The following is a 24,783-nucleotide window of genomic DNA, read 5'->3' on the forward strand; positions in this document are numbered from 1 at the left end:
CTCAATGCGCACAAATGTTAATCATCCATATTCCGCGCGCGAATTTCCGCTTCCGCCGGGTTGTTTCGGAACATTCTCAGCAAGATGGCCGAGCTGCTGACGCCTAGTATTGCGTACAGGAGCGCGAACAGCCATAGCATCGTATCGACATGCCCCGATGTCGTGGCGCCTTGCGCCGTTCTCATGATGCCAACCAGAATCCACGGTTGTCTGCCGACTTCCGTATACATCCAACCGAATTCGATCGCCAGGAAAGCAAGCGGAGCGCCGAGGACGATAAAATAGTGAAGCAGGCGCGCCGTCCGCGGAACGGCATGCTTGCGCCGTTTGCGGTAGGCGATGACGTACCAGACGCCGACGGCGATAAGATACATGCCGATCGCCACCATCGAGTCGAATAAATAATGCGTCACGAGCGGCGGCCAAAGCTCCTTGGGCGTCTCGCTCAACCCGCGAACTTCGGCGCCAGGGTCGCCATGCGCCAAAATGCTGAGCGCGTACGGAATTTTGAGGCCAAGCCTCACTTCGTTATTCCGGTCAAGATATCCGCCGAGAATGAGCGGCGCATGCGTGCCTGTTTCAAAATGCCACTCGGCCGCCGCCAGTTTCTCCGGTTGGTACGAAGCGAGAAATTTGCCCGACAGGTCGCCGAGGACAAAAGTCGTCAACGCAAACACCAATCCGGAAGTCATCGTTAGTTTCAAAGCCTTGCGATAATATATATGGCTTCGGCCTTTCAACAGCGAAACGGCGGCAATCGCCGCCAGAAGAAACGCGCATGCGACATAGGCGGTGGCGAGCACATGCGCCACTTTGGTCGGCATCGCCGGATTCAGCATCGCCGCGATCGGCCGAATGTCCGTCGGGCTTCCGTCTTCGAGCCTGAATCCCTGCGGCGTATTCATAAACGCATTGACGCATGTAATGAAAAAGGCGGAAGCCGAGGAACCGATCGCCACGGGTATGAGCAAATACAGGTGAAGCAGCGGTTGTTTGAACCGATCCCATGTGTATAAATAGATCCCGAGAAAGATCGCTTCCACGAAAAAGGCGAACGTCTCCATGAACAAGGGCAATGCGATCAATTGGCCCGCGACGCGCATAAAACTCGGCCACAGCAAACTAAGCTGCAGCCCGATCGCGGTACCCGTCACGACGCCGACGGCCGCCGTAATCGTATAGCCGCGAGCCCAGCGGCGCGCCATCAAAGAGTAGTGCGGATCGCGGCGTCTTACGCCCATCCATTCCGCGAGCGCGATGAAGATCGGCACCCCGACGCCGATTGTGGCGAACACGATGTGAAAGGCCAGCGTCAAACCGGTTAATATCCGGCTGTAAACGACCGGATCGTAAGGGAACATCCCGCGTCACTCCTTCTCATAAGTGCCGGATAATAGAAAAAAGCATAATCAGCGCGATAATGAAACAGAGCGCGATTAATCTGCTCTCCTGTTTGCGAATGGGATCGGAACGATAGCGTTTCGTCATACTTCCTCCGTCTTTTGCCGCGAGTTTGTGCGTTGCAATATTGATTAATTTTCCCTCTTTTTCCGTTATTACACCAACCTTGTATTTGCCACAATTTACATGAAATTAATATGCCGCAAACATTCCGTTAACCGTTCGCTGCTACACTGGTGCCGTAGGGATAGGAAGAAAGAACTACGATGCTCGCCGCATCGTCTATCGAGGAGGGAACCGATATGTCCGCGCAGGCGCTCCAAAAAATAATTGATTTTCCGCAAAAAGCGGAAGAAAGCGGGAGTGTGGATGTTCGCCGCTACATACAAGCGCCGACGGTTCTGGGACCGTTTCATACGTGCCGGGAAGCGATCGCCTTGCTAGGAAAAACGCCCGAAGAGGAGTGCATGGTCGTTGTGGACGAACAAGATGCGCCGCTCGGCTTGTTGATGAAAACCCGCTTTTTCCGCATCATCGGGCAAACGTACGGAATCGACTTGTACGATTCGAAATCGGTCGCTAATCTGATGGACGCGAATGCGCTGCAGGTGGACATCTCCCTGCCGGTGCAGGAAATGATCGATTTGGCGCTGAACCGTCCGAACGAACAATGCTACGATTGCGTCATCGTAACGGAGCAAGGGCGGCTTCTTGGCATTGTAACGGTGGGGTCGCTGCTGCAATTGTCGTTAACGCTGCAGCAAGCGGCCGTTCAATCGCAGCATCGCATTGCCCGGGGTACGGACGCCATGATCGCGCAAATTCACGAAGCGGCCGCGAACGTGACGCTTTCGGCGCGAAACGGAATTCTAGATTCGGAAGCGATGGTCGAATTGACGCTGCAAGGGAAGAAGGAACTAAGCAAAGTATCGGACGCGTTCGCCGGCATCATGCATAATACGGCACAGCAGGAACGGCATATTCGACATTTGCAGCAGCGAACGGCGGGCATCTCCGCGATCACGCAATTGATTCGCGACTTGGCCGAACAGAGCAATCTGCTGGCGCTCAACGCGAGCATCGAAGCGGCCAGAGCCGGCGCGTACGGCAAAGGATTTGCCGTCGTCGCTTCCGAGATGCGCAAGCTTGCGGACCGCACGAAAGCGTCGGCCGACGCTATCGCCGGCATGCTCGGCGAAGTCGGGGAATCCGTTGCGGAAACGGCGCAATGGGTGCAGGCGGGACGCGCGGAGACGGAGAACAGCGCGGCGTATGTTCGCGAAGCGGCGGAAGCATTCGAGAAGCTGCTGCACGCTGCGGAAGACCACCGGAAACAAGTGCAGGAAATGTTCGCAAACGCCGCCGTCGTCGATCGAAAAACGGATGAAGTCAAACAGGCGATTCGGAGCATCTTGAAATTTTTACACTGAGTTAACAAAACTTTCGAACAGGCTTAACAATCTTTCGCTACCATTGGAAACGTAGCGAAGAAAAAGGATAAAAGTACGATGAATCAGGGGAGTGGTTGTAGATGTTGAAACCGGGGAAAAAGAGTTTGCTAACGCTGCTAATTATTATTGTCGCGCTTACGCTTGCGGCTTGCGGCGGTACGAAAGCGGCAGAGACGCCTGCTGCGGAAACGCCGGCGGCAGGCAACGAATCGAATGCGGAAGAAACGGCGGCGCTGTCGGGTACGATAGAAATTGACGGTTCCAGCACGGTATTCCCGATGGCAGAAGCGATTGCGGAAGAGTTCAGCAAAGAGTATAAAGACGTTCGCGTAACGGTCGGCACGTCCGGCACCGGCGGCGGATTCAAACGTTTCACGAAAGGCGAGACGGCGATCAGCAACGCTTCCCGCGCCATTAAAGACAGCGAAGCGGAAGAAGCGAAGGCGAACGGCGTCGATTATATCGAATTAAAAGTAGCGTATGACGGGTTGTCCGTTGTCGTTAACAAAGATAATGACTGGGTAGATAAATTGTCGGTTGACGAACTGAAAAAAATATACGAGCCGAACAGCACGGTGAAAACATGGGCTGACGTTCGCGCCGGATGGCCGCAAGAGCCGATCAAAATTTATTCGCCGGGCGCGGATCACGGAACGTTCGATTATTTCACGGAAGAAATTATCGGCACGGCGAAAGAAAGCCGCAACGACAACCAAATTACGTTCAGCGCAGACACGAATGCGGTCGTGCAGGGCGTCATGGGCGACAAATATTCGATCGGGTATTTCGGCTACGCCTTCTATGAAGAGAACGCGGATCAATTGAAGCTCGTTCCGGTCGACAACGGTACGGCGACGGTAACGCCTTCGATGGAAACGATCAAAGACGGCAGCTATTCTCCGCTTGCCCGCCCATTGTTGATCTATGTAAGCAAACAAGCGATGGAAAAACCGGAAGTGAAAACTTTCGTCGAATATTTCATGCAGCATGCCGGAAGCGTGGCGGGTGAAGTCGGATACGTTCCGCTCCCGGATGAGCAATACGACGCTGAAAAAGCGAAGCTGAGTCAATAATCCTTAACGCAACACGAATCCATAAAAAAGTGATGTCTCAACCTTTGAAAGCGAGGCATCACCTTTTTGTGGATACGCACACGAAACGATAACAAAGCGAGGTTAAGGAAAAATGAGCGATTTGGAATTGCAAACGAAGCGGCCCAAACTGCAGTTGAAAAATAAAAATATATATATGTTGGATAAATTGATGCCGGTCGTTTTATTTTTTTGTGCGGCGGTTTCGATCGTGACGACGATCGGGATCGTTTATACGTTGTTTTCGGAGACGTTTCAATTTTTCAAGCAAGTGCCGCTGTTCGATTTTCTGTTCGGCATGAAGTGGAGTCCGCTCATCGAACCGAAAAGCTTTGGCATTTGGCCGCTCTTGAGCGGCACGCTGCTCGTTACCGTCATCGCTTGCGTATTCGCGTTTCCCGTCGGCATCGCCAGCGCCATCTATTTAAGCGAATATGCGCCGAACCGCGTTCGCAAAATCGTCAAGCCGATTTTGGAAGTGCTCGCGGGCGTGCCTACGATCGTTTACGGTTATTTTGCGTTAACGTTCGTCACGCCGATCATTCGCGCTGTCTTCCCGTCGACCGGCGTATTTAACGCGCTCAGCGCCGGCATCGTCGTCGGCATTATGATTATTCCGATGATTACCTCGCTCAGCGAAGATGCGATGGCGGCGGTGCCGCGCAGCTTGCGCCACGGCGCCTACGCGCTGGGTGCCACCCGTTTCGAGGTGGCGCTCAAAATCGTCGTGCCCGCGGCGTTCTCCGGCATCGTGTCCTCGGGCGTGCTGGCATTCTCCCGCGCGATCGGCGAGACGATGATCGTAACCGTCGCCGCCGGATCGACGCCGCAGCTCACGATGAATCCGCTCGAAAGCATCCAGACGATGACGGCGTATATCGTTCAAGTAAGTTTGGGCGATACCCCGCACGGTTCGATCGAATACGGCACCATATTCGCCGTCGGGCTCACGTTGTTCTTGTTCACTTTCCTATTAAATATATTAGCCTCTTACGTTGCCAAACGATTTAGGGAGGAGTATTGATTATGAGCATTTTACAGGATGCGAACCGGGGCCAGATCCGCAAGCGGCGCAATACGGATTTCGCGCTGCACCTGCTGTTTGTCGCAGCCACCTCGATCGGTATTTTGGCGTTGATGGCTTTGTTGATCAATATTATGATGGACGGACTGACGCGTCTGTCTCCGGAATTATTTACGAATTACCCTTCGCGGTTCGCTGCCAAAGCCGGAATGAAATCCGCCATCGTCGGCACGATTTATATGATCTTGATTATGGCTCCGTTGTCGTTCGTCCTTGGCGTCGGGGCGGCGATTTATTTGGAGGAATATTCGAAGAAAAACCGGTTAACGCGATTGCTGCAGTTGAATATCAGCACGTTGGCCGGCGTACCCTCCATCGTATACGGCATCCTCGGATTGACGCTGTTCGTGCGCGGCCTTCATCTGGAGCGGAGCTTGCTGTCCGGCGCGCTTACGATGACGCTGCTCGTATTGCCGATTATCATCGTATCTTCCCAAGAAGCGCTGCGTGCGGTGCCCAAATCGCGGCGGGAAGCTTCCTATGCGCTTGGGGCGTCCAAATGGCAGACGGTGTCGCGCTCGGTGCTGCCTTCGGCGATTCCCGGCATTTTGACGGGCGTCATTCTCGCGCTTTCCAGAGCGATCGGCGAAACGGCACCGCTTATTATGATCGGCGCGCTGACGTTTGTCGCCTTCTTGCCTAGCGGCATTATGGACTCGTTTACGGTTATGCCGATTCAAATCTTCAACTGGGTCTCGAGACCGCAGGTCGCGTTCCATGAATTGGCGGCGGCAGGCATTATCGTCCTGCTCGTACTGTTGATCTTGATGAATTTTTCCGCCATTGTGTTGCGCAACAAGTATCAGAAAAATATATGAGAACATCGGGAAAAGGGGGGCATCGAGGATGCAAACGTTAATCGATATCAAAGATTTGAACTTATATTACGGTACGTATCATGCGCTTAAAAACGTAAACCTGGAAATACCCGAAAAAGCGATTACCGCGTTTATCGGCCCTTCCGGCTGCGGGAAATCGACGCTGCTGCGCACGCTCAACCGGATGAACGACATGATTGCCGGTTCGAAAATCGAAGGAAAAGTCGAAATTGCAGGCACCGACATTTACGGCAAAGAAGTGGACGTGGAAACGTTGCGCAAAAAAGTCGGCATGGTGTTTCAACAGCCGAATCCTTTTCCGAAATCGATATACGATAATATCGCATACGGTCCAAGATTGCACGGCGTCCGCAGCAAGAAGCGGCTCGACGAGATCGTCGAGCATAGCTTGCGGAAGGCGGTGCTATGGGACGAAGTGAAAGATTATTTGAAACGGTCCGCCTTCAGCTTGTCGGGAGGACAGCAGCAGCGGCTATGTATTGCTCGGGCGCTCGCCGTCAACCCGGATATTTTGCTGATGGACGAATCGACTTCGGCGCTCGATCCGATCTCGACGCTCAAAATCGAGGAATTGGCGCAGGAGTTGAAGGCTCAGTACACGATCGTCATGGTAACCCACAATATGCATCAGGCCGCGCGCGTCTCCGACCGGACCGTATTTTTCTTGAACGGCGAAGTCGTCGAAGCGACGGAAACGGAAAAATTGTTCTCGAATCCGAGCGATCAACGTACGGAAGATTATATTACGGGCCGATTCGGATAATCCAACGGACAGGAGGAAAGAATCATGGTTCAAAGGAAAGAATTCGATCAACAGTTGAATGAATTAACGGCCCTGCTCGAGGAGATGGGCAAGCGCGTCGAGACGATGCTCAGCGAAGCGGTGGACGCGTTGCAGCGGGTGGATGCGGAGCAGGCGCGGAAAATTATATCGATCGATCCCGAATTGAATCAAATGGAAGATAAAGTGGTAGAGAAAGGTTCCATGCTCATTGCGACGCAGCAGCCTGTAGCCAAAGATTTAAGGCGTATTCTGGCGGCGTTCAAAATTGCCAGCGATTTGGAGCGGATGGGAGACTTATCGGTCGACATTGCCAAAGTCGTACTCAGAATCGAAGGCCAGCAGTTGATGAAGCCGTTGATCGATATTCCGCAAATGGCCGACATCGTCACGCAGATGACCTATGAATCGATTCAAGCGTATTCGGAAGAGAACGTCGATCTGGCCTACAAAATGTCCAAGGACGACGATCAGGTCGATCAATTGTACAGCCAAATCGTACGCGAACTGTTTACGCTGATGGCGCAAAATCCGGCTACCATATCCCAGGCGATGCTGCTTACTTTTGTCGGACGTTATATCGAACGAATCGCCGATCATGCGACGAATATCGGAGAGAGCGTCATTTATTTGGTCACCGGCAAACGAGCCGATCTGAACTAATAGAAGTGCTGAAAAGTTGACTTTTTGAACACGCATTAATATGGGCAGGATCCGTTTCTTATGAAACCGATTCTGTTTTTTGTTTTCCATGCGCTTTCGGCAAAAGCTTTTTTATCTTTCTAGCGCACTATGCTATCATAGAATATAGGAATCGGTGTCTGTCCGCAGGACGGAACCGCCATGTTGAGAAATCGAGGTGTTGTATGGATAAAATCATTCTGATCGATGGGAACAGCATTGCCAACCGGGCGTTTTACGCGATGCCCCCTTTGACGAATTCCAGCGGACTGCACACAAATGCCGTATACGGCTTTACTACGATGTTACTGAAATTAATTGAAGAGGAAAAACCTACGCATATGCTCGTCGCGTTCGACGCAGGCAAAATTACGTTCCGGCATGCGGAATACAAAGAATATAAGGGCGGGCGCGCCAAGACGCCGCCGGAGTTGTCCGAGCAATTCCCGCTCATGAAACAGCTGCTCGAAGGCTGCGGAATCGCCCAGTTTGAAATGTCGGGCTACGAAGCGGACGATATTATCGGGACGTTAACCCGTCTTGCGGATGAAGCGGGGAAGCAAACGCTCGTCGTGACGGGCGACAAAGACATGCTGCAGCTCGCCTCCGAACATGTGACGATTGCGCTAACGCGCAAAGGCGTAACGGAGATCGAAGCTTATAATCCGGCGCAAATCAAGGAAAAGTACGGTTTAACGCCTGGGCAGATCGTCGATTTAAAAGGGCTGATGGGCGATGCGTCCGACAACATTCCGGGCGTGCCGGGAGTCGGCGAGAAAACGGCGCTTAAGCTGCTGCATCAATATCAGACGGTGGAAGAAGTCATTGCGCATGTTCATGAATTAAAAGGAAAGCTGAAAGAAAATATAGAAAGCCATGTGCAAGACGCGAAAATGAGCAAAGAGCTCGCGACAATATTCCGCGACATGCCGCTTGAGAAAGAATGGGACGACATGAAATTTAACGGCCTGCAAACCGAAACGGCCGTGCCCGTTTTTCGCAAGCTTGAATTCAAGTCGCTTCTGGAGCGTCTCGACTTAACGGCGGCGCAAACGGATGAAAGCCGGGAGCCGGAGTCGCCGCTGCAATTGGTCGTGCTTGACGAAACGAATGTCGGTTCGCTGATCGAACGGCTTGCCGAAGTAGATGTCGTCCATGTGGAATCGGCCGGCGAGAATCCGCATCATGCGGTATTGATCGGCATCGCGCTGCGGACGTCGGATACGAGCTATTACGTGCCGTTCGAACTGCTCGCTTCCGAGGCGGGGGCGCCGCTAAGGGAGTGGTTTGCGGACGAGAACATTCCGAAGCGGGGGTACGATCTGCACAAGGCGGACATCGTGCTCCATTGGCACGGCATATTGCTGCAGGGAGCCGCATTCGACGTTCACCTCGCGGCGTATTTGCTCGATCCGACGGAATCCGACCAGTCGCTTAGCGCGCTAACCTCGAAATACGGCTTGCCTTCGTTGCAGTCGGATGAGGCCGTGTTCGGCAAAGGAGCCAAATTCAAAGTGCCGGATCTCGAAATCGTAAGCGAGCATTTGGGCCGGAAAGCTGCGTCGATTCAACAAGTTATCGCGAAACAGCAGGAGGACTTGGAGAAATACGAAATGCATCGCCTGTATTACGAGTTGGAGCTGCCGTTGTCGAAAGTGCTGGCCGATATGGAAAAGCAAGGCATCTCGGTGAACGCGGAAGGTTTGCAGCGGCTCGGCCAAGAATTCGAGGCGCAAATCGCTACGCTGGTTCAAGACATTTACGAACTGGCCGGTACGGAATTTAACATCAATTCGCCGAAGCAGCTTGGCGAAATTTTGTTCGATAAATTGGGCTTGCCTGTCGTGAAGAAGACGAAGACAGGCTATTCGACCGACGCGGAAGTATTGGAGAAGTTGGAACCGTACCATGAAATCGTGCGAAAAATTTTGCATTACCGCCAAATCGCCAAGCTTCAATCGACCTATGTGGAAGGCTTGTTGAAAGAGGTTCGTCCGGAAACGGGGAAAGTGCATACGTACTACCGTCAAACCATTGCGGCGACAGGGCGTCTCAGCAGCCAGTTTCCGAATTTGCAGAACATTCCGATCCGGCTGGAGGAAGGGCGCAAAATTAGACAAGTGTTCGTTCCGTCCGAACCGGGCTGGCATATTCTGGCGGCAGATTATTCGCAAATCGAATTGCGCGTGCTTGCCCATATATCGCAGGACGAGAAATTGAAAGAAGCGTTCGTGCATAATATGGACATTCATACGAAAACGGCCATGGATGTCTTCGGGGTATCCGAATCCGATGTGGACTCGAATATGCGCCGGCAGGCGAAAGCCGTCAACTTCGGCATCGTGTACGGCATTAGCGATTACGGATTGTCGCAAAACTTGAACATTACGCGCAAAGAAGCGGCTAAATTTATCGAGCAGTATTTTGCCGTCTTCCAAGGGGTTCGCCGGTTTATGGACGACATCGTGAAGCAAGCGCGGAGCGACGGTTTCGTACGCACATTGCTCGAGCGGCGCCGTTATTTGCCGGAAATTAACGCGTCCAATTACAATTTGCGGTCGTTTGCCGAACGGACGGCGATGAATACGCCGATCCAGGGAACGGCGGCGGATATTATCAAGCTCGCCATGGTTCAGATGGATGAACGGTTGCGGGCGGAGAAGCTGCGCAGCCGCATGCTGCTGCAAGTGCATGACGAATTGGTATTTGAAGTGCCGGAAGAAGAATTGGAGACGATGAGCCGGATCGTGCCGGAAGTCATGGCCGGAGCGCTGCAGCTTGACGTTCCGCTGCAAGCGGATGTCAGCTATGGTTCGAATTGGTATGAAGCCAAGTAATGCCGTCATGCGCTCCCGTTGTCCGGCAAGCTTCGATGGATTGGCCGGGAAGGTTCCGGTATAATATGGACTGAGGTGAAATTTCATGCCGGAATTGCCTGAAGTGGAAACGGTAAAACGAACGTTAAACCAGTTAATTATCGGAAAACAAATCGAACGCGTCACCGTCTCGTTGCCGCGTATTATACAACGCCCGCAAGATACGCTTATGTTCGCGGCTCTGCTTGCCGGGCATACGTTTCAACGAGTGGAGCGCCGCGGGAAATTTCTAAGGATGACGCTGGACGGGCTCGTGCTCGTATCCCATTTGCGTATGGAAGGCCGTTTCGGCCTTTATAAGCGGGACGAGCCGCTCGAGAAGCATACCCATGTCATCTTTCATTTTACCGACGGCACGGAATTGCGTTACAAAGACGTGCGGCAGTTCGGCACGATGCATCTATTCGAACCGGGCGAAGAACTGAAAGAGCCTCCGCTCAGCAAGCTCGGGCTCGAACCGCTCGATGCGGATTTTACGCTGGAGAAGTTCAAGCAAGCGATCGCCCGGCGTACGACGAAAATTAAAACCGTGTTGTTAAACCAGGCATATATTGTCGGGATCGGCAATATTTATGTCGATGAAGCTTTGTTCCGCTCCGGCATCCATCCGGAGAGATCGCCGCAATCATTAACGTCGGAAGAGTTCGAACGGTTGTTCCGGGCTATTATTGAAACGTTGAATGAAGCGGTCGATGCCGGCGGTTCGTCTATTAAGTCATACGTGAACGGACAAGGCGAGATGGGAATGTTCCAACATCAGCTTCTTATTTACGGAAGGAAAGACGAGCCATGCGTCAGGTGCGGCGCAATCGTGGAAAAAACGGTCGTCGGCGGCAGGGGAACGCATATATGCCCGCAATGCCAGCCTCGGCCCGATTCATTCGTTTCGTAATCGCCTGTTGAAACGATTCGTATCGCTAGGCACCTTACCGCCCAATCTCCCATATGATGTGTAAGACATTAACCGCAGGCTTTACGGAAGTGGCAATGATGCGGTTTATACGGGAGGGGAATTCGGGTGCTAGCTCACATCGTATCGGTTATCTTTCTGGCATTCGCGTTAAGCTTGGACGGATTTGGCGTAGGGGTGACGTACGGCTTGCGTAAAATACGGATACCGATCGTCTCTATTGCCATCATTTCTTTCTGTTCCGGCGTCGTTATTTTTATTTCCATGCAAATCGGCGTGTTGATTTCCCGGTACGTATCCAGCGATTATACGAATTGGATCGGAGCTGTCATCTTAATCGGCATCGGCTGTTGGGCGCTTATCCAATTGTACTTGTCCCAGAACAAAAGCTGCGCCGAAGATGCAGGGCCGGATGCGGGAAGCGGGAATGCGGATCGCGGCAAACCCTTGCTGCCGTCCGGCAAAAGCACGTTATGGTCGCTCGAGTTGAAACGCTTCGGCTTGGTCGTCCAAATTTTACGGACACCGTCGGCGGCCGACGTGGACAGATCGGGGAGCATTTCGGCTTCGGAAGCCGCTTTGCTCGGGATCGCGCTGTCGCTGGACGCGTTCGGCGCCGGGCTCGGCGCGGCGATGCTCGGCTTTTCGCCGCTCGCTACGTCGCTCGTTATTGCGGTTGCAAGCGGAAGTTTTATCGTCATCGGAATGCATATAGGCTTTACATTTGCAGGAGTGAAGTGGATGAGAAGATTGTCCGCGCTGCCGGGGTGCATGTTAATATTGATCGGCATTCTACGACTTTTTTAATACGATTTGACGAGGTGAAATGATGAATCTCGGATTGACCGGCGGAATTGCAACGGGGAAAAGCACAGTTTCGTCTTTGCTCGAAGAGCGGGGCGCTTTGATCATAGATGCGGATCGGGTTGCCAGGGAAGTCGTCCTTCCCGGCAGTCCCGCTTTGCAACAGGTTGCCGAACGGTTCGGACAAGCTGTTCTGTTAGAGGACGGTTCGTTGAACCGCAAAAAATTGGGCGAAATCGTGTTTGCCGACGAGGCGGAGCGCAAAGCGCTCGAATCGATTTTGCATCCGGCCATACGGTCGGTCATGCGGGAGCGGATGGAAGCGTTTGAGCGCGATTATCCGGACAAGCTTGTCGTTGCGGACATTCCTCTGTTGTATGAATCGGGTTTGGAATCGATGTATGAGGAAATTATGGTGGTATATGTACCGCGAGAGGTTCAACTGCAGAGGCTGATGAAGCGGGACGGGATGTCGGCGGAGGAAGCCGGCAAACGTCTAAATGCGCAGTTCGATATCGAATGGAAAAAACGACAAGCGGATTACGTTATCGATAACCGCGGGTCCCTTGACGAAACGAAGAAACAAATTGACCGGTTTTGGCACGGAAAGGGACTTGCATGAGTTGGCTGCGTAAAAAAAGGGTGCTGCTGTTGCTGTTTGTCGGATTTGTCATCGTACTGTTTTTCAACTCAAGTTGGATGGGGAAATGGCTTTATCCGATTCATTATCAGGAACCGATTCGCAATTTTGCCATCATGTACGAGGTCGATCCGTTGCTTGTCGCCGCGATCATTCGCGTGGAATCGAATTATAAACCTAGCAGAGAGTCTAAGAAAGGCGCGCTCGGGATGATGCAGGTTATGCCCGATACGGCCGACTGGGTGATGGAGAAGGCGAAATTGCCCCGCATTTCAATGGAACGGGTGAACCATGAGCCCGAACCGAACATTCAGATCGGCACTTGGTATTTAAAGACGCTGCTTGATCGTTTCGATGGAAACATCTTCGCGGCCGTCGCGGCATATAACGCCGGACCGACTGTCGTTGCGAGATGGATCGATAACGACGTATGGGACGGGCGAATCGAGACCGCCAAAAAAATCCCTTACGGCGAAACGAAACACTATGTACAGCGCGTTGTTTATTATTATAATAAATATAAGGAACATTATTCTGATTTTTGAGCAAAAGCGCAAAGAAGCATTGAACAAGCTGTTTTGTCAGCTTTGTCCAACACTTCCTTGCTTTTCAATCATTATTTGAATTGACCTGCCAATTGTTGCTCGGCGATAGTCACCAGGCGTTTAGTGATGTTACCACCAAGAGCACCAGTGTCACGAGTAGCCATGTTACCGTAGTAACCGTCTTGAGGAATTGCGATCCCCAATTCTTGAGCAACCTCGTATTTCAACTGTTCAAGAGCTGCTGTAGCTTGAGGAACGACTAGTACATTAGAACGTTGTCCTTGACCCATTGCATATCACCTCCTTGCGGTTGGTATTTGTATTATGCTCGTTAATTCAAAGTTCATTACAGATAACGATTGGGAAATAGTTCTAATTGGGTAAAGAAGTAAATTTGGAGGTAACGGTGTATGAAATGTCCGCATTGCGACTATTCGGGAACGAAAGTATTAGATTCGCGACCTGCCAACGAAAACAAATCGATTCGCCGCCGTCGCGAATGCGAAAGATGCAATCGGCGGTTCACCACATTCGAGACGATTGAGGAAACACCGTTAATCGTCATCAAAAAGGGAGGCAATCGCGAAGAGTTTAATCGCGACAAAGTGCTGCGCGGGTTGATTCGCGCTTGCGAGAAACGGCCGGTATCGGCGGAGCGGCTCGAATCGATCGTCTCCGAAGTGGAAAAATCGCTCCGCAATACGGCCAATACCGAAGTCGAAAGCCGCGCGATCGGCGAACTTGTCATGGAGCAGCTGTACCCCGTCGATGAAGTCGCCTATGTCCGTTTTGCCTCCGTCTATCGGCAGTTCAAAGACATTAACATGTTCATGAAAGAGTTGACGAATTTATTGTCCAAGCATACGTTGGAAGACAAATAATTTTCGTTGACAGCCCCGGTCGCTATGTGTTAAGATATTCCTTGTGCCGGGGCCTCAGCTCAGCTGGGAGTATGGCATGGTCAGTTACGCTACCCCAAAAATTGAATACCAGCAGTAAGTTTGTACGGGGCCTTAGCTCAGCTGGGAGAGCGCATCGCTGGCAGCGATGAGGTCAGGGGTTCGATCCCCCTAGGCTCCACCATATACAAGAATTAAACACGCTAAAGAAGCGTGTTTTTTTGTATATGGTGGATTGCTATGGGGGCGAACCCCGGGGTTCAGTCCGCGCGGACGGAGCGAAGCGGAGGAGCACGGCGTCTGAATCTACCGCTAAAAGTCCTCGTCGAGTGAGCTTCGACAGCCATTCAATCAAAGATTCGGACATCCCCCTAGGCTCCACCAACACAGAACTCAAACGGCAGAGATGCCGTTTTTTTGTATTTTCTACAGTTTAAAAACGCTACAAGCTTCCCAATATTGATTGGTAATTGTACTGGAGACGAACATTTTTCTTGTTTAAAAATTGAATTTAGCTAATTGATTCAACAAGAGGGGAAATTAGTATGATAGAACCAGTAAGAAAACAGTAATGCCAAAAGGGTTGTAGATGAAAATGGAACGATCGCGATTCAGGCAAGTGTAGATGGCGATATCTGTTAGTCTCCGGGCCTATTGGGCTGGATCTTCATTTGATACGTTGTGATTCGGTTTATCAGGTATTCCCCACCTTACCCCCCATTTTCTCATCTCTTGGAGTACGCATTGAAAGTCCCTGCCTTTATCCGTTAAAGATTTGGTACTAACATGATCCAAAGCTCTTCGTAATTGATTGAAACGTTTGGATTCTTTGTACAGTTCTGCAATGACTAAAAACGCCCATTTTCCTGTCATAATTTGTAGAACTTCACCAACGACGAACCAGCATTGTTCCTCTTCTGTATTTAAATGCAATTTATTTCCCCCTCGTATATCCGCGTATTTTTTACAAAAAAATTTCCACAGAAGCTTCATCTTCTGTTGGACGATAAGCATATTCAGGCTGCGCGGCAAAGAATGCTTCCTATCCCGAACCATTTTGTGCAATTGAAATGGTTTTGTTCGAAATATCGTATAAACAACGGATCATGCAAGCGGAGGATTCGAGTTTGTACGAAATATCGTATTAAAAATGCTGCGTAGAAGATTGAATTGGAGATTTAGTACGAAAAATCGAATAAACAACCGTAATTTCGTCGCTTGGAGTCCATTGTTATACGAAAAATCGTACAAAATGCTCCCTACATTTTTCTTGAAAAATGACCTAGTTATGGCATACTATAATCATTGTTGCGATTTGATGAGTGGCGAAGCACGTCCGGAATATTCCTTTTATCATGAAGGGAAATATTTCGGGCGTTTTTATTAAAAAGCATGCCTGAAGTATGCGGGAGGAAAAACCCGTTTTTTACTTTACAACTATGTCACATTTCAGCTGGCTGCATCGTCTTCCAAGTAGAGAGGAAGAAAGGAGAAATGACGATGAAGATCGCGATCGTTGGCGGAACAGGCAAGTTGGGGATGCGAGTAACTGAAGAGCTGGTAAGAAGAGGGCATGATGTACGCGTGCTTAGTCGTAAATCGCATACGTACCCAGTGGACTTAGTCACAGGCGAGGGATTGGAGACAGCATTAGAGGGTTGTGACACGGTCGTGGATGCCAGCAATTCCTCCTGGAAAGCAGAGGATGTCCTTATACATGGCACAAGCAGGCTGCTCATGGCTGAAAAAGCTGCGGGTATAGGCCACCACGTATGCGTGTCTGTTGTTGGCTGTGATCGAATTCCAATCGGTTATTTCCGTATGAAAGCAAATCAAGAAGCATTGGTAATGGAGGGAATCGTACCTTGGACGATTGTTCGCTCTACCCAGTTTCATGAGTATATTGCAGAAATGTTCCAACAGGCCAATCGTTGGAAGGTGCTTCCCTTGATAAGGATGAAGACTCAAACCGTTTCTGTGGATGAAGTTGCAAAAGCTGTAGCGGATACTGTAGAATCTCGTCCGTTTCAGAAAACGATTGAGGTGGCAGGCCCTGAAATTATAGATGCTCGTGACCTTGCAAAGACGTGGAAATCGATTACTGGCATTCACGGAATTCATTTACCCATCCCTTTACCGGGAATGGTTGGAAAAGCTTTACGTGCTGGAGCTGCTACGACGGAAAAGCCAGCGGTATCTGGAACAATCAGTTTTGCTACATGGCTGAAGAAGGAGGTGACCAAGGGTTGACGCGTAAACCTTATAATGAAGCTTCACGAACTTTTGATACAGACTTAATTTATACTAAAGCGTTCGAAGCTGAACGCCCTCGTCTAGTTCGGGTGGCTTACGCCATGCTAGGGTCATTAGCTGATGCAGATGCTCGTATTCGCCGAGAACAATATGTAGGGACATGGTTGCCCGAACCAATGGTTGAGGACATTGATTCAATGGATCCCGCTGAAAAAGTTGCCTTGGATGAATCCGTAAGCATGGCTTTGATGGTCGTGCTTGAACGATTGACTTCAGCAGAACGAACCGCCTTTCTTTTGCATGATGTTTTTGCACTATCTTATGATGAAATCGCCAAAGTACTGGGACGATCGACAGTTGCCGTCAGGCAGCTTGCTTCTCGTGCTCGGCAACATGTTGAGCGTGGACGGCCTAGGTTCACACCAACATACGAAGAGCAATATCAATTAGTGAACGCTTTTGCTGTGGCTTGCCTAGAAGGTGATTTGGAACGGCTTATTGCCTTGCTTGATCCTGAAGTAGTATGGCGAGGTGATGGGGGCGGTAAGGTTAGCACTCTACAACAAGCTGAGTATGGGGCCTCGAGCGTAGCATTCGGAATTCTCCAGTTTACTCAACGAGCCCCGCATTATGTACGAATTGCCTTAGTTAATGGTGTGCCGGGCATCGTGTTAAAGGATGCTGATGGGCTACTAACCGTTGTATCCCTTACAGTAAGCAAAGGCAGAATTATCGCAATCGATGCAATTCGCAATCCTGATAAATTGTCAAACATTGAACCGTAAGCAAATCGCAAGCGGGTTGTCATTTATAGTCTGTTGCAATGTAGAAGCGGGTCTGTTAAAATTAAACTGACAATTAACGATGGGAGTTGAAGAGGATAATGTAATATTTCTTGCCGCTTTTTTTAAGAATAAAACAGGGTTTGTTTTATTCTTTATTGGCAAGAGAGTTACCTTATTCTTTTCACTCAGAAAATAAATCCTTGTCATGCCCTGTACTGGGTTGGATGCGGGTATCTTTTGAGCTACAAGAAAGGTAACTTTCTTGTAGCTCTTTTTATTTTAACAAAAGGAGGTTGCCGACACATGTCATTGATCAAGGTAACGAACCTGACGTTTGCTTATGACGGCAGTTACGACAACATCTTTGAGAATGTAAGCTTTCAAATTGATACCAACTGGAAATTGGGCTTTACGGGGAGAAACGGCCGGGGTAAGACTACGTTTCTCAATCTGCTGCTGGGTAAGTACGAATACAGCGGAACGATTTCGGCTAACGTTAGCTTCGAATATTTCCCATTCCACGTTGAACGCAAACAAAACAATACCGTCGACGTCGTCGCCGACATCTATCCCGACTTTGAACACTGGCAGCTTCTTCGCGAGCTTTCACTGCTAAAGGTGTCAGAGGACGTGTTATACCGACCGTTCGAATCGTTGTCCAACGGAGAACAAACGAAGGTGCAGCTTGCGGCGCTGTTTTTGAAGGAAAACCGTTTTTTGCTTATTGACGAGCCGACCAATCATCTAGACCTGCATGCTCGGAAGCTGGTCAGCGATTATTTGAACGGCAAGAGCGGGTTTATTTTGGTGTCGCACGATCGGGCGTTTCTCGATAACTGCGTGGATCACGTTCTTTCGATCAACAAGACGAATATCGAAATCCAGAAAGGAAATTTTTCCGACTGGTGGGAAAACAAACAACGACAGGACAACTTTGAGATGGCTGAGAACGAAAAGCTGAGGAAGGACATCAAGCGGCTGTCCGAAGCCGCCAAGCGGACCAGCAACTGGTCGCACGAAGTGGAAAAAACAAAAAACGGCACCCGCAACTCCGGCTCCAAGGTCGATAAAGGGTACATCGGTCACAAGGCTGCCAAAATGATGAAGAGGTCCAAATCGATCGAGAAAAGACAACAATCCGCGATCGAGGAAAGATTCCAACTGCTTAATAACGTTGAAAGCTCGGAAAGCCTGAAAATATCTCAGTTGTCGTATCACAAACAGCAATTAGTCGAGTTGGACCGCGTTTCGATTCGTTACGGCGAGAAGAAGGTTTGCCGCGACGTCAGCTTTACTGTGGAGCAAGGGGACCGCATTGCGCTCTCCGGTCCGAACGGCTCAGGCAAATCCAGTCTGCTCAAACTGATTTGCGGCGATGAAATTCCTTTTTCCGGCACGTTTCGAAGAGGGAGCCAGTTGAAAGTATCCTACGTTTCGCAGGACACCTCACATTTGCAGGGCAATTTGTCGGAATTCGCCAGAAACAGCGGAATTGACGAAAGCTTGATCAAATCGATATTGAGGAAATTCGATTTTTCGCGTTTGCAATTTGAAAAAGACATCGCTTCTTTTAGCGGCGGTCAGAAGAAGAAAGTGCTGATCGCAAAAAGCCTCTGCGAGCGGGTTCATTTGCATGTTTGGGACGAACCGCTCAATTTTGTGGACGTCATTTCCCGGATGCAAATCGAAGAGTTGCTGCTGGAGCATTCTCCGACCATCCTTTTTGTGGAGCATGACAGCGAGTTTTGCAAGCATATTGCGACAAAGATTGTGGAACTGGAAGAGATAAACTAAAATTTATTGCGCCGGACGCAGCGGGTCTGCAACCGGAGATCAAAACGGCTGCCATGAAGATGGCAGCTGTTTTGTTTGCGGCGCAGACTTACAAGTAAATCAAAGACGGTCCTGCCTGAAAGTGGGGGATTAGGGCCATGAATCTCACCACAACGGGGGAGCGCTGCATTGGCAGTGTAGATCTTTTCCCCAAATTTCCTGTTTGGTTGGTGTCTGACCGACATCGTCTCTTCTTTGGGAGGATGTGCTTACGCCCGTCGTTTTCTGTGATTTCCTTAACGGTAATCGTGTTGATCGTTCCGCTCATGGACCCGTTTCATCGATTGTTGAGATGTCTAAACGCAAAATGAAGCAACCGATCCGGCCTTGAATTCGTTCATCGTATACGGTTATTGCATAGGTTGATATTATTACCGCCGTACATGTTAGAATGTAGGTATCTATTAATCTTGGGTGGTGGGACAATGAAAGATAATGAGAAAAACTTCGTGATCAGTTTGGAACGATTCAAGCCCCATACTTTTCAGGCGGAGAAAGGCGAAGGCCTCTTTATGTCGCATGCTCATGAATATGATGAGCTGACATTAATATTGGATGGAGAGGGTTACTACAGCACACAGCAGCAAAATATGAAAGTGGCTGCGGGGGACCTCATTATGATTCCCTCCCGCCTTCATCACGGCTTTGTATGTACGGAACCTTGGCAAGGCGTCTCCGTTCATTTTTACCACGAACGGCTCCCGGCTTATTGCCAGCACATCTTTCATAGTCTCGAGCAGAACCCTCAGCGTATTCGCAGAGCTCATCTTGAAGAAGAAGATTTGCGATGGGCCGAGATCAGCTTCTACCAGTTGGAGAAAGAATGGAAGTCGGCCCAAAACAATATAGACGCTATGAACTTAATGCGAATTGCTCTGGAAACGACTCTGCTATTGTTTCAGCGGAATCGAATCATGCAGCCTGCTGCTCGGAATGTGTCAGACCAAGCGATTGTCGAAGAAGTGTTGAAGGAAATTCATGCAGGTTACTACACGCAGATGACGGTTAGCGAACTTGCAGCAAAACATTTTATTTCCGAGAGTAATTTGCGCAAAAAGTTTTCAGATTTGACCGGCGTTTCCCCCAAGCAGTACATCATCAATCTTCGTCTGCAAGAAGCGCAACGGCTGCTGCAGCAAACGAACAAACCTGTCGATTCGATCTCGACCGAGGTGGGGTTTACTTCTTCCAGCCGCTTTTACGATTTTTTCCTCAAATCTTTCGGTATGACGCCGCTCGAGTGGCGCAAGCAAAATCAATAAACAAAAACGCAAGCAAATTTTCCTCCTTGGGGATTTTTTCGTCCGTCGAAAACGATTCAGAATCGTTTTTTTTTGTGGTTTAAATGAAGCGTTTTCACAATTGTTCGCGCAGCAGGACTCCATGATAATAAAACTAAGCAAGGCAGAATAAAACAAAGGGGCTAATAAAGATGAATCTACGAAAAAGCAAATTATTCAGCGGTTTGTTAGTGACTGTTAGCTTGGTGCTGCTAATGGGGCTTTTGGCAGCGTGCGGCGGCAATAACAACAAGAACAAACAAGAGCCGGCTGCGGCCGGATCCGGGAACAACGAACAGTCGAATGAACGCGTCACAATTCAATTTGCGGGATGGGGAGATCCATCCGAAAAAGAAGTTTTCACGAAGTTGATAGAAGCGTTTCAAAGCAAGAACCCTAACATTAAAGTAGATTATTTGCATATTCCGTCAGGAGATTACGTGGGCAAAATGAACACGATTCTTGCCGGGGGCAACGCTCCCGATGTGTTCTATGTCCCGGACGGCGACTTCGGCAGATGGGTCAGCCAGGGTCTGCTGCTTCCTATTGACGAATACGTGAAGAACAGCAACATCGATCTCGACGATATGTGGGAATCGGGCCTGGCCCGCTACCGCTACGACGGGGCATCCAACGGCCAAGGGAATCTGTACGGGCTTCCGAAGGACATCGGACCTACTGTACTTTACTATAACAAGGATCTGTTCGCCAAAATGAGCGTTCCTTTCCCGGATGCGGACTCGCCGATGGGGATGGAAAAGTTGCTCGAAACAGCCAAAAAGCTGACGGTCGTAGAGAACGGCAAAACCGTCCAATACGGCATGGGTCCAATCTGGTGGGAGGGCTTTGCGTACGGGAACGGAGGCAAGTTCCTGAGTGACGATAAGCGCGAGTTTATCGGCAACAGCCAGGAAACGATCGACGCTCTGCAATTCGCAGCGGATCTCACGAACGTACACGGCGTCGTTCCAAGCTCGGCTGCTCTGAAGGACTTGAATGACGGTGAAATGTTCAAGACGGGCAAGCTGGCCATGATGATCACCGGCCGCTGGATGGTACCGGAATTCCGCAAGCTCAGCTTTGATTGGGATGTGGCTCCGCTGCCGACCAAGGAATGGGGCGGAACCAGCGGATCCGTGGGACTGTCCATCTATAGCAAGTCCAAAAATGTGGAAGCGGCATACAAGCTGGTCGAATATTTGGGAGGACCGGAAGGCCAGAAGGAACAATCGCTCATGGGCTTCTCGATCCCAAGCTTCATGTCGATGGCGAATACGGACGTATTCCTGCAGCCTGGCCAGAAGCCGGAGCATGCGGAAGTATTCATCAAGGCGGCCGAAGTCCAGGTTGCGGGTCCATGGACGAATCTGCCTAACGCCAAATGGTACGACATGCTTGCACAAGGGCTTGCTCCAATGTGGGAAGGCAAAAAAACGGCAGATCAGCTGTTGAACGACTTGAAGCCGAAAATCGATGCGGCAATTAAGGAAGGTAATCCCGCTTTGTTTAAATAAGCCGCAAGGAGAGCTGCAAAGAGACGAACTTTGAACGAAGGATAACGCCAATGGGCGTTTTCCTTCGCCGTATGCATTGGAGGATGAACATGAAACGCAGGGAATCCCTTTGGGCTTATCTGTTTATCTCCGCTCCGATCCTGGGATTTATGCTGTTTGCCTTTATCCCGCTCAGTTTTTCCGTTTATGTTAGCTTCACCGATTATAGCGGCTACCAGGATCCCGTTTTTAGCGGAGCAGACAACTATGTCAATTTGGTGAATGACGATCTTTTTTGGAAAACGTTGTTTAATACGTTCTATTCCGCGCTGAGCATTCCGATTGGGATGGCGATCGCCTTGGGAACAGCGATCGCGCTGAATCAGAAGATTCGCGGGATCAACTTTTTCCGGGCTGTATTCTTTCTCCCGACGATTAGCTCGGTTATCGCGCTCACATTGCTGTGGAAATGGATATTTAATGATACTTACGGTCTGCTCAACAACTTGCTCGAGCGGATCGGTATCGATGGCCCCGCTTGGCTGAGCAGCGAAACATGGGCCATGCCGGCCATGATTATTCAAGGGGCATGGGCAGGACTCGGCCTCAATATCGTACTGTATCTGGCGGCGCTTCAAGGCGTGCCTAAGAGCTTCTATGAGGCGTCGGAGATCGACGGCGCGAGCCGTTGGCAGCAGTTCCGGCACATCACCGTACCGTGTATTTCACCGACTACGCTTTATATTCTCATCACCGCCATCATCGCCGCGCTGCAAGATTATCCGAGATTCCAGATTATGACAGAGGGCGGTCCGAACTATTCTACGACAACGATTGTTTATTATCTATTCCAGAATGCCTTCCGTTACATGAACATGGGATATGCGTCGTCGATGGCCTGGATTGTCGGCTTAATCATTCTGGTCATAACGCTGCTGAATTTCTATTTGTCCCGGCGATGGGTGCACTACGATTAAGGGAGGGAAACCGCATGGCGAATAACTTGAATTCCGGCGGCACATGGCAACGGAAGAGGATGGGCGAACAATTCCGCAAAACGTTTGCGTATTTATTCCTCTCTGCCGGTGCGCTGGTAATGGCTGTACCCTTCCTGTGGATGCTGTCCACTTCGCTGAAGCAGCAAGGATTGGAATTTGAAATGCCCCCCAAATGGATACCGGAGAACTTCGTTTGGGAGAACTATCGATTTGTTCTGTTTGAATCCGATATTTTGCAAGGCTTTATGAATACGATGCTGATTATTTCGCTGCCGTGCTTGGTCGGCCTGTTCACAAGCGCGCTGGCGGCGAGCGCTTTTGCGCGGCTGCAATTCCCCGGCAGGAACGTTCTGTTCATCATGCTGCTGGCGACGATGATGATTCCGGGCGTGGTCACGATGATTCCATCGTTCATCTTGTTCAAGAGCATCGGATGGGTGGACAGTTGGCTCCCGTTAATCGTTCCGGGCATGTTCGGCGCAGCCGCCGCGGTATTTCTGCTGAGGCAGTTTTTTATGACCATCCCCAAGGAACTGGAGGATGCCGCCAAGATCGATGGATTAGGCCCGTTTTTGATCTTTTTCCGGATTCTATTGCCGTTATCCAAGCCGGTTCTGATCACACAAGGACTTCTGAACTTCCTGGCGGGTTATAACGATTACCTCGGGCCGCTTATTTATATTAACTCTCCCGAGAAGTACACGCTGCAGCTCGTTCTCGCATCTTTTCAAGGATTTTATAGCTCGCAATGGACCTATATTTTGGCTGGATCCACGCTTGCATTGATTCCGAGTTTATTGTTGTTTATCTTTGCGCAGAAATATTTTGTCGAAGGCATTGCCTTGACTGGAATGAAGGGATAGGGGAGAAAAAATGACACAATACGCAACGTTTCGCAATCCGATCGTGGAGAAAGCGGCCGATCCATGGGTCATGAGGCATTCCGACGGCTATTATTACTTTATGTCCACGCAGTCCGGAACTTTGGAATTGACGCAATCCTCGAGTTTAACGGGGCTTGCCGGGGGCCGTACGAAAACGGTCTGGACGCCGCCGCCGGGCGGCAGATACAGCCATAATCTGTGGGCCCCGGAAATACATCGGCTGGGCGGCAAATGGTATATCTACTATACGGCCAACGACGGCGGCGGCGACGAGTCCCGGCGCATCTGCGTGCTGGAGAACGGAGCGGCTAACCCGCTCGAAGGCGTATGGGAGTGGAAGGGGGCGCTTTCGACGCCCGTTCCCGGGCTGGACGGCACTGTGCTGGAATGGGGAGGCCGGCTGTATTTTCTATACGCGGGATATGGACATTTCCCGGATTACGGCTCGGCGATCTACATCATGCGCATGGCGGATCCGTGGACGCTGGAGGGGGATCATGTCCTTCTGACGGCTCCGACGCTGGCATGGGAGAAGCAAGGCGGCATGGCGATTAACGAGGGGCCGGTCATATTGCACCGCAACGGTTTCATCTTCCTTGTCTATTCGGCAAGCACGACGTGGTCAGAGGACTATGCTCTCGGTATGTTGACTATGAAGGAGACGGACGATCCAATGAATCCGTCCTCCTGGACGAAATCGCCGAATCCCGTATTCCGCAAAAGCGTAGAGAACGGCGTATACGCGACGGGACATAACAGCTTCACGCAGTCTCCGGACGGAAGCGAGGATTGGATTGTCTTTCACGCGCTGCCCGCGCCGGGAGCGGAGACGAGTTTAAGATCCACGCGTATTCAGAAATTCACTTGGAAACCTGACGGAACGCCGGATTTCGGCATCCCTCTGGGCGATTCGCAGGACATACCGGTACCCTCGGGGGAATTCTAGGCGGCAAATCGATCGAATCCTCCGCCATGCCGGGTTATTTTCTCCGTCACCGGAACGGAGAAGTTTGGCTGGACGCAAATGACAATTCAACGCTTTTCAAGAACGATGCGACTTGGCGCATCCGTAGCGGGTTTGCCAGCCCGTGGGCGGCATCTTTCGAATCCTACAATATCGCCGGCGCTTATTTGAGGCATCGGAGCGGCCTGCTGGAAATCTCTCCGGTGTCCTCATCTCTGGATCAGCAGGATGCTACATTCTACGTGAAATAAAAAACGCGGTAGAAACGGGCCCCGACATTTCTTTACTGTT

At 50.5% G+C, this 24,783-nt stretch carries 24 protein-coding genes and 1 tRNA gene; 22 read left to right on the top strand and 3 right to left on the bottom strand.

Going from position 1 to position 24,783, the window contains the following annotated elements:
* Nucleotides 1–17: 17 nt before the first annotated feature.
* Complete coding sequence (locus KQI79_RS06125) at nucleotides 18–1,361, bottom strand: cytochrome ubiquinol oxidase subunit I (RefSeq protein ID WP_216537340.1); 1,344 nt, start codon at nucleotides 1,359–1,361, stop codon at nucleotides 18–20.
* 342 nt (nucleotides 1,362–1,703) lie between these two features.
* Here KQI79_RS06125 and KQI79_RS06130 point away from each other — a divergent pair, with 342 nt between their 5' ends.
* From KQI79_RS06130 to KQI79_RS06180, 11 genes are all read left to right on the top strand, one after another.
* On the top strand, nucleotides 1,704–2,831 hold the full coding sequence (locus tag KQI79_RS06130) for a methyl-accepting chemotaxis protein (protein WP_301287888.1): 1,128 nt from the start codon (nucleotides 1,704–1,706) through the stop codon (nucleotides 2,829–2,831).
* Nucleotides 2,832–2,932: 101 nt separating this feature from the next.
* Nucleotides 2,933–3,925 (top strand): PstS family phosphate ABC transporter substrate-binding protein, encoded by a 993-nt coding sequence (locus KQI79_RS06135; protein WP_216537341.1) that lies wholly within the window; start codon nucleotides 2,933–2,935, stop codon nucleotides 3,923–3,925.
* Between the two features lie 175 nt (nucleotides 3,926–4,100).
* A complete protein-coding gene (gene pstC / locus KQI79_RS06140; protein WP_253297970.1) occupies nucleotides 4,101–4,967 on the top strand; it encodes a phosphate ABC transporter permease subunit PstC in 867 nt (288 codons plus the stop codon).
* Between the two features lie 2 nt (nucleotides 4,968–4,969).
* A complete protein-coding gene (gene pstA, locus KQI79_RS06145) occupies nucleotides 4,970–5,845 on the top strand; it encodes a phosphate ABC transporter permease PstA (protein WP_216537343.1) in 876 nt (291 codons plus the stop codon).
* A gap of 28 nt (nucleotides 5,846–5,873) precedes the next feature.
* Complete coding sequence (pstB, locus tag KQI79_RS06150) at nucleotides 5,874–6,629, top strand: phosphate ABC transporter ATP-binding protein PstB (protein WP_216537344.1); 756 nt, start codon at nucleotides 5,874–5,876, stop codon at nucleotides 6,627–6,629.
* Nucleotides 6,630–6,653: 24 nt separating this feature from the next.
* Nucleotides 6,654–7,310, top strand: coding sequence for a phosphate signaling complex protein PhoU (phoU, locus tag KQI79_RS06155; protein ID WP_216537345.1), 657 nt, complete (start codon nucleotides 6,654–6,656; stop codon nucleotides 7,308–7,310).
* A gap of 203 nt (nucleotides 7,311–7,513) precedes the next feature.
* Entirely contained in the window at nucleotides 7,514–10,165 is a 2,652-nt protein-coding gene (gene polA, locus KQI79_RS06160) for a DNA polymerase I (protein WP_216537346.1), read from the top strand.
* Nucleotides 10,166–10,250: 85 nt separating this feature from the next.
* Nucleotides 10,251–11,096, top strand: a complete 846-nt coding sequence (gene mutM / locus KQI79_RS06165; protein WP_216537347.1) for a DNA-formamidopyrimidine glycosylase — start codon at nucleotides 10,251–10,253, stop codon at nucleotides 11,094–11,096.
* A 126-nt stretch (nucleotides 11,097–11,222) separates the two neighbouring features.
* Nucleotides 11,223–11,921, top strand: coding sequence for a sporulation membrane protein YtaF (gene ytaF / locus KQI79_RS06170; protein ID WP_216537348.1), 699 nt, complete (start codon nucleotides 11,223–11,225; stop codon nucleotides 11,919–11,921).
* A gap of 22 nt (nucleotides 11,922–11,943) precedes the next feature.
* Entirely contained in the window at nucleotides 11,944–12,540 is a 597-nt protein-coding gene (coaE, locus tag KQI79_RS06175; protein ID WP_216537371.1) for a dephospho-CoA kinase, read from the top strand.
* Nucleotides 12,537–13,103, top strand: coding sequence for a lytic transglycosylase domain-containing protein (locus tag KQI79_RS06180; protein ID WP_216537349.1), 567 nt, complete (start codon nucleotides 12,537–12,539; stop codon nucleotides 13,101–13,103). The genes coaE and KQI79_RS06180 overlap by 4 nt, the downstream gene beginning before the upstream one ends.
* A 71-nt stretch (nucleotides 13,104–13,174) precedes the next feature.
* Here KQI79_RS06180 and KQI79_RS06185 read toward each other — a convergent pair whose 3' ends face one another.
* A complete protein-coding gene (locus KQI79_RS06185) occupies nucleotides 13,175–13,393 on the bottom strand; it encodes an alpha/beta-type small acid-soluble spore protein (RefSeq protein ID WP_216537350.1) in 219 nt (72 codons plus the stop codon).
* 120 nt (nucleotides 13,394–13,513) lie between these two features.
* Here KQI79_RS06185 and nrdR point away from each other — a divergent pair, with 120 nt between their 5' ends.
* A complete protein-coding gene (nrdR, locus tag KQI79_RS06190; protein WP_216537351.1) occupies nucleotides 13,514–13,984 on the top strand; it encodes a transcriptional regulator NrdR in 471 nt (156 codons plus the stop codon).
* Between the two features lie 126 nt (nucleotides 13,985–14,110).
* A tRNA-Ala gene (locus KQI79_RS06195) sits at nucleotides 14,111–14,186 on the top strand.
* Nucleotides 14,187–14,653: 467 nt separating this feature from the next.
* On the opposite strand, the gene KQI79_RS06200 is transcribed toward KQI79_RS06195, so the two are convergent.
* Complete coding sequence (locus KQI79_RS06200; protein ID WP_253297963.1) at nucleotides 14,654–15,034, bottom strand: winged helix-turn-helix transcriptional regulator; 381 nt, start codon at nucleotides 15,032–15,034, stop codon at nucleotides 14,654–14,656.
* 468 nt (nucleotides 15,035–15,502) lie between these two features.
* Here KQI79_RS06200 and KQI79_RS06205 point away from each other — a divergent pair, with 468 nt between their 5' ends.
* From KQI79_RS06205 to KQI79_RS06245, 9 genes are all read left to right on the top strand, one after another.
* Nucleotides 15,503–16,252 carry an SDR family oxidoreductase gene (locus tag KQI79_RS06205; RefSeq protein ID WP_216537352.1) on the top strand — a complete coding sequence of 250 codons (750 nt, stop codon included), beginning with the start codon at nucleotides 15,503–15,505 and terminating at the stop codon, nucleotides 16,250–16,252.
* Nucleotides 16,249–17,040, top strand: coding sequence for a sigma factor-like helix-turn-helix DNA-binding protein (locus KQI79_RS06210; protein WP_216537353.1), 792 nt, complete (start codon nucleotides 16,249–16,251; stop codon nucleotides 17,038–17,040). Before KQI79_RS06205 ends, KQI79_RS06210 begins: the two co-directional genes overlap by 4 nt.
* A gap of 303 nt (nucleotides 17,041–17,343) precedes the next feature.
* Nucleotides 17,344–18,834 (top strand): Lsa family ABC-F type ribosomal protection protein, encoded by a 1,491-nt coding sequence (locus KQI79_RS06215; RefSeq protein ID WP_216537354.1) that lies wholly within the window; start codon nucleotides 17,344–17,346, stop codon nucleotides 18,832–18,834.
* Nucleotides 18,835–19,298: 464 nt separating this feature from the next.
* Complete coding sequence (locus tag KQI79_RS06220) at nucleotides 19,299–20,135, top strand: helix-turn-helix transcriptional regulator (RefSeq protein WP_216537355.1); 837 nt, start codon at nucleotides 19,299–19,301, stop codon at nucleotides 20,133–20,135.
* A gap of 170 nt (nucleotides 20,136–20,305) precedes the next feature.
* Entirely contained in the window at nucleotides 20,306–21,667 is a 1,362-nt protein-coding gene (locus KQI79_RS06225) for an ABC transporter substrate-binding protein (RefSeq protein ID WP_216537356.1), read from the top strand.
* An 89-nt stretch (nucleotides 21,668–21,756) separates the two neighbouring features.
* A complete protein-coding gene (locus KQI79_RS06230) occupies nucleotides 21,757–22,623 on the top strand; it encodes a carbohydrate ABC transporter permease (RefSeq protein ID WP_253297964.1) in 867 nt (288 codons plus the stop codon).
* A 14-nt stretch (nucleotides 22,624–22,637) separates the two neighbouring features.
* Nucleotides 22,638–23,507, top strand: coding sequence for a carbohydrate ABC transporter permease (locus tag KQI79_RS06235; RefSeq protein WP_253297965.1), 870 nt, complete (start codon nucleotides 22,638–22,640; stop codon nucleotides 23,505–23,507).
* A 10-nt stretch (nucleotides 23,508–23,517) separates the two neighbouring features.
* Nucleotides 23,518–24,474 (top strand): glycoside hydrolase family 43 protein, encoded by a 957-nt coding sequence (locus KQI79_RS06240; protein WP_216537358.1) that lies wholly within the window; start codon nucleotides 23,518–23,520, stop codon nucleotides 24,472–24,474.
* 11 nt (nucleotides 24,475–24,485) lie between these two features.
* Nucleotides 24,486–24,743 (top strand): AbfB domain-containing protein, encoded by a 258-nt coding sequence (locus tag KQI79_RS06245; RefSeq protein ID WP_290370002.1) that lies wholly within the window; start codon nucleotides 24,486–24,488, stop codon nucleotides 24,741–24,743.
* Nucleotides 24,744–24,783: the final 40 nt, after the last annotated feature.

It is taken from the genome of Paenibacillus sp. MSJ-34 (genome assembly GCF_018918005.1).
In the GTDB taxonomy this organism is placed as follows: domain Bacteria; phylum Bacillota; class Bacilli; order Paenibacillales; family Paenibacillaceae; genus MSJ-34.

Excerpts from the sequence above, each read along its gene's own strand:
- mutM (WP_216537347.1), top strand. The coding sequence starts at position 10,251 with ATGCCGGAATTGCCTGAAGTGGAAACGGTAAAACGAACGTTAAACCAG.
- pstC (WP_253297970.1), top strand. The coding sequence starts at position 4,101 with ATGTTGGATAAATTGATGCCGGTCGTTTTATTTTTTTGTGCGGCGGTT.
- KQI79_RS06125 (WP_216537340.1), bottom strand. The coding sequence starts at position 1,361 with ATGTTCCCTTACGATCCGGTCGTTTACAGCCGGATATTAACCGGTTTG.
- pstA (WP_216537343.1), top strand. The coding sequence starts at position 4,970 with ATGAGCATTTTACAGGATGCGAACCGGGGCCAGATCCGCAAGCGGCGC.
- KQI79_RS06230 (WP_253297964.1), top strand. The coding sequence starts at position 21,757 with ATGAAACGCAGGGAATCCCTTTGGGCTTATCTGTTTATCTCCGCTCCG.
- phoU (WP_216537345.1), top strand. The coding sequence starts at position 6,654 with ATGGTTCAAAGGAAAGAATTCGATCAACAGTTGAATGAATTAACGGCC.
- KQI79_RS06225 (WP_216537356.1), top strand. The coding sequence starts at position 20,306 with ATGAATCTACGAAAAAGCAAATTATTCAGCGGTTTGTTAGTGACTGTT.
- KQI79_RS06130 (WP_301287888.1), top strand. The coding sequence starts at position 1,704 with ATGTCCGCGCAGGCGCTCCAAAAAATAATTGATTTTCCGCAAAAAGCG.
- KQI79_RS06185 (WP_216537350.1), bottom strand. The coding sequence starts at position 13,393 with ATGGGTCAAGGACAACGTTCTAATGTACTAGTCGTTCCTCAAGCTACA.
- KQI79_RS06180 (WP_216537349.1), top strand. The coding sequence starts at position 12,537 with ATGAGTTGGCTGCGTAAAAAAAGGGTGCTGCTGTTGCTGTTTGTCGGA.
- polA (WP_216537346.1), top strand. The coding sequence starts at position 7,514 with ATGGATAAAATCATTCTGATCGATGGGAACAGCATTGCCAACCGGGCG.
- pstB (WP_216537344.1), top strand. The coding sequence starts at position 5,874 with ATGCAAACGTTAATCGATATCAAAGATTTGAACTTATATTACGGTACG.
- coaE (WP_216537371.1), top strand. The coding sequence starts at position 11,944 with ATGAATCTCGGATTGACCGGCGGAATTGCAACGGGGAAAAGCACAGTT.
- KQI79_RS06235 (WP_253297965.1), top strand. The coding sequence starts at position 22,638 with ATGGCGAATAACTTGAATTCCGGCGGCACATGGCAACGGAAGAGGATG.
- KQI79_RS06240 (WP_216537358.1), top strand. The coding sequence starts at position 23,518 with ATGACACAATACGCAACGTTTCGCAATCCGATCGTGGAGAAAGCGGCC.
- KQI79_RS06215 (WP_216537354.1), top strand. The coding sequence starts at position 17,344 with ATGTCATTGATCAAGGTAACGAACCTGACGTTTGCTTATGACGGCAGT.
- KQI79_RS06135 (WP_216537341.1), top strand. The coding sequence starts at position 2,933 with ATGTTGAAACCGGGGAAAAAGAGTTTGCTAACGCTGCTAATTATTATT.
- nrdR (WP_216537351.1), top strand. The coding sequence starts at position 13,514 with ATGAAATGTCCGCATTGCGACTATTCGGGAACGAAAGTATTAGATTCG.
- KQI79_RS06220 (WP_216537355.1), top strand. The coding sequence starts at position 19,299 with ATGAAAGATAATGAGAAAAACTTCGTGATCAGTTTGGAACGATTCAAG.
- KQI79_RS06205 (WP_216537352.1), top strand. The coding sequence starts at position 15,503 with ATGAAGATCGCGATCGTTGGCGGAACAGGCAAGTTGGGGATGCGAGTA.